This window comes from Spiroplasma sp. hyd1 (assembly GCF_016082235.1).
Lineage (GTDB): Bacteria > Bacillota_I > Bacilli_A > Mycoplasmatales > Mycoplasmataceae > Spiroplasma > Spiroplasma poulsonii.
The window spans coordinates 1-4,065 of record NZ_JXYY01000075.1 but is presented as its reverse complement, the minus strand read 5'-3'; the positions used below and the strand labels follow the sequence as shown (position 1 = coordinate 4,065).

Sequence of the window (4,065 nt, the reverse complement as noted above, 5' to 3'; positions counted from 1 at the left end):
ATCGCAAGAAGTCTAGTGTAATGTTAAGCAATATTAACTATCAAATAGAATGAATTGCGTTCTAATTTAGATTTAGTTTTTATTATTTATTAGTTATTACGCAAATTTTTTTACATTTTAAAATATTATAATTAATATTACTAGTTTTAAAAGAAATAAGGTATAATTACTGTGTATATTTAGAAGATAAATAATATATGTATGGTTGTGTTAAGTTTAAAAGATAGGTGAAAAGAATGAAGAAATTATGTGGAGCGTCATTAATTTTTCTAACAATTGGAGGGCTTTTTAGTGCGCTTTTTTTTGGGTTATTAATTATTTTTAAAGCTAAAATGAGTACTAGTAGTACTAGTCATTTACTTTATGAAGCAGCACGAATGTTGCTTGAAGATATTGCGCGGGTTGTATTGCAATTTTCAGATCAAACAATGTATATCAAAGTCCTTGCTAATCCAACCTTGGTGGGTGGAATTTTAATAGGAATTTCTAGTTTTTTAGTGTTAATGTATTTAATTCCAAATTATTTAACAAAAAATGGTGGTTATAAAGGGTTTGGCGTTGTTTTTGCTTTAATTCTTGGTCTTCTTACGTGTTTCTTTCTGATTCTTGCGGTAGTATTTGGTGTTCAAACACCAGATGGAAAAACAGGATTAAGTGTTTTTAAATTAGGACTAAAAATTAATCCTAGTTTTGCTTTATTGTTTATTGGGCCAGTTTTTACTCTTCTTGGTGGAATCTTAACAACAACTTATTATCGAAAAGCACGTCAAGCAAAACCATTGACAAAAGATCAACAAAATCGTTTATCAGCAATTGATTTAACAACTGGTAAAATTGGAGCAAAAGGATTAACACCACAAAAAGAAATGGTTAACCAAGCGGAACTTTCTGCTCGTGAAGATGCATCTCCTAGGGCAACGAATAAAAATCCGGCAGCAACTGATTTAAAAACAAAAATGGCGTTATTAAAAGAGAAAATGGCGCGTAATGCAATGTTAAATGAACAAGGTGAAGCGCATTTAGCTGAACCAACAGCAGAATATGATAATAGTCGTTGAAAAGATAATAGTAAAACTCCTGATGAAAAAGCACCAATTCGTGTTGGCGCTGAAGGTCAGTACTTACGCACAATTGAAGAAGGAGTTGGGGTAGTTGACGAATCACCAACTGGTGTTATGATTGAACAAGAAGGTAATTTTGTTAAAAAAGGCGATATCATTAAACACCATGATTATTCTGCTCCTGTTTTTAGTGAAACAACTTCATCAGCACCGCAACAAAAAGGAACTGGCCCAGGTTCGATTATCATTCCAAAATCCAAACAACATATGCCATTAGATACGCGAGAGTTAGAAGAACGAATTGGTTCAGTACCAAGAATTAGTGAGAAACAACGGGTAAATCCGAATGCTCGTGTTGATAATTCGTATGATGGAAAAGTTTTCTTGGGTGATATTGATAAAATTTGAACCGCCGGAAAAAAATATCGCGAAGATATTACTAAACAATCAGAAAAAGCAAAACCAAAATCTTATGTTAATCCAACTGATAACTTTGATGATTATGTTAACGATAATAATGATAATACTGAAGAACATGATGATCATCATTAATCAAAAACTAGTTTTATTAGTAAGGGAGGAACATTATGGCATTTCAAAAAGTGCTACCATATCAGGGTAATTTAATTAAATATGATTTAATTATTAAAGAACAAAAAAATATTGTTTTAAATGTCAATAATGGCAAAATTAAAGTTTCAGCTCCAAGTCATGCGCATGATTGGGAAATTGAAGCTTTAATTTATAAAAATATTAAAAAAATTATTACTGTAATTGATGTTCATGATAATTACCGTAAAATTATGATTAATCCTGATGGAACTGGTTATGTCTTTGTTTTTAATGAAAAATATTCGTTACAATTAACTGCCGAAAATGTTCATACCAAAATTATTAATTGTCAATTATTTGTAATGAAAGATGCTGGTAGTTATGAGGAAAATGTTAAAAAGTTACACCAATTTTTGAAACAAAAATTTAGTTATAAATTTGAACAATTATTGGATAAATGAGCAGCAACAATGGGTTTAACTTATAAAAATTTATCGGTGAAAGCAATGACACGAAAATGAGGTGTCTGTTATCCGCAAACTGAAAAAATTGTTTTAAATACAAAACTAATTCATTTTGACCCAACGGTATTAGAATATGTTATTGTTCATGAATTATCGCATTTAGTGCATCATAATCATTCAAAATCGTTTTGATATTATGTTGAACGATATATGTCAAATTATAAGGAAAAAGTTGAAATTTTAAAAAAAACAGGAATTTAAAACTGGTTTTTCTGCTTTAATTGACTATAATTAAGTGAGGAGATTAAAAACTATGCTTTATATTACTAACCAAGCCGATAGTAAAAAAATTGATGATTTTATTTTTAACCAATTAGAAATTCCCGCCATTAAATTAATGGCCAAAGCAGTAGAGGGATTATTTAATCATGTTAATTTAACGGTTAATAATTTTTTAATTTTTAGTAATGTTGGAAATAATGGGGGCGATGGGCTTGCTTTGGCAAAATTAATTAGTGATTATGATGCCACTAAAAAAGTGCATGTTTATATTTGCACTTCTAATGCAGACTTTGATGCGGCAAAGACACCAGAAGTGGCACATTACTATCGCCAATTAAAATCTTTAGCTAATGTAACAATTAGTTTTTTAAGTGATGATCTTGATAAACTACTTTTATGAGCTGAATTTATTGTTGATTGTATTTTTGGGATTGGATATCACGGTAAAATGCCAGCAGCAATTGCTGAAATTATTAAGAAAATTAATCAAGTCCAAAAATATGTTTTAGCGTGTGATATTCCTAGTGGAATTGATAATGATAAAGCAATAATTCCAACAATTGCAATAAAAGCTAATAAAACAGTTACTTTTTTTACTTATAAAACAGCATTTATTATTTATGATATTATTCCTTACTTAGGAGAAGTTGTGGTTTGACAGTTAGGTTTTCATCCAAAGGCTGTCAATGATATTTGTTCACAATTAGTTAATAATAATCTATTTTATAATAATAGTATTAAGTTACAATCACGACCATTAATTTCACATAAGGGGGATTATGGTAATTTAATTATTTTTGCTTCAAGTTTAGAGTATGTAAATGCTGGCACATTAGTAGCTAATATGGCTTTAAATGCTGGAATTGGTTTAGTAATTTGATCGGTTTCACCCGAAATATTAGGAAAAACCAATCATACCACCCCAGAAGTGACCTTTTGTGATTCTTCTGATCGTAATCGTATTTTAGATTTACTAACAAATAAAGTTAACATTGTTGCTTATGGAATGGGAAAAGGAAAAACAGAGCGAACATATAATACTTTAAATTATATTTTAGATAATTATAAGGGGCCAATTGTTGTTGACGCTGATGGCATTAATGTTTTAGACCCGCCATTATTGCGTAAATTACGTGGCCGTGGTGTTTTAACCCCCCATGTCTTAGAATTATCACGATTGATTGATAAAAGTGTTGAAGAAATTTTACAAGACCGGGTAAATATTGCAAAAGAATTTGCTAATAAATACAAGATCATTGTTGTACTAAAAGGTTATCAATCAATTATTACAGATGGTAATATTGTTTATATTAACGGGACGGGGAACCCTTATATGGCAGTAGCTGGGATGGGCGATACTTTAACTGGTTTAATTGCTAGTTTAATTGGACAAGGTTATGAGTTATTTGAAGCTGCCATTATTGGAACTTATTTGCATGGTTTTGCTGGTGATGAAATTTCGCAATATAAAAAACCAGTGTTACCAACCGATATTATTGAACAAATTGGTTATGTTTTAGCAGAATTAATTGATTCGAATAACGATTATCATAGGTTCTCAAAATAAAAAAGGGACCTATTTTTTATTGTTTATGTAAATTGCAAATGCCAACCGATAAAAAGTTAACTATTAATTTAGTTAACTTTTTTAAGTTAATTATAGGAGGTTGGAATTATGCAAACAAAGCAATATTTGATTTTGTGGT

At 30.0% G+C, this 4,065-nt stretch carries 3 protein-coding genes; all 3 read left to right on the top strand.

The window, feature by feature from the left end; genetic code table 4:
- The first annotated feature begins 236 nt into the window (after positions 1 to 236).
- The 3 genes from TS70_RS06010 to TS70_RS08740 are packed head-to-tail and all read left to right on the top strand — an operon-like array spanning position 237 to position 3,926.
- Complete coding sequence (locus TS70_RS06010) at positions 237 to 1,613, top strand: DUF4064 domain-containing protein (RefSeq protein WP_040093702.1); 1,377 nt, start codon at positions 237 to 239, stop codon at positions 1,611 to 1,613.
- Positions 1,614 to 1,648: 35 nt separating this feature from the next.
- Positions 1,649 to 2,338 carry a M48 family metallopeptidase gene (locus tag TS70_RS06005; protein WP_198049705.1) on the top strand — a complete coding sequence of 230 codons (690 nt, stop codon included), beginning with the start codon at positions 1,649 to 1,651 and terminating at the stop codon, positions 2,336 to 2,338.
- Positions 2,339 to 2,390: 52 nt separating this feature from the next.
- On the top strand, positions 2,391 to 3,926 hold the full coding sequence (locus TS70_RS08740) for an NAD(P)H-hydrate dehydratase (protein WP_198049704.1): 1,536 nt from the start codon (positions 2,391 to 2,393) through the stop codon (positions 3,924 to 3,926).
- Positions 3,927 to 4,065 lie beyond the last annotated feature (139 nt).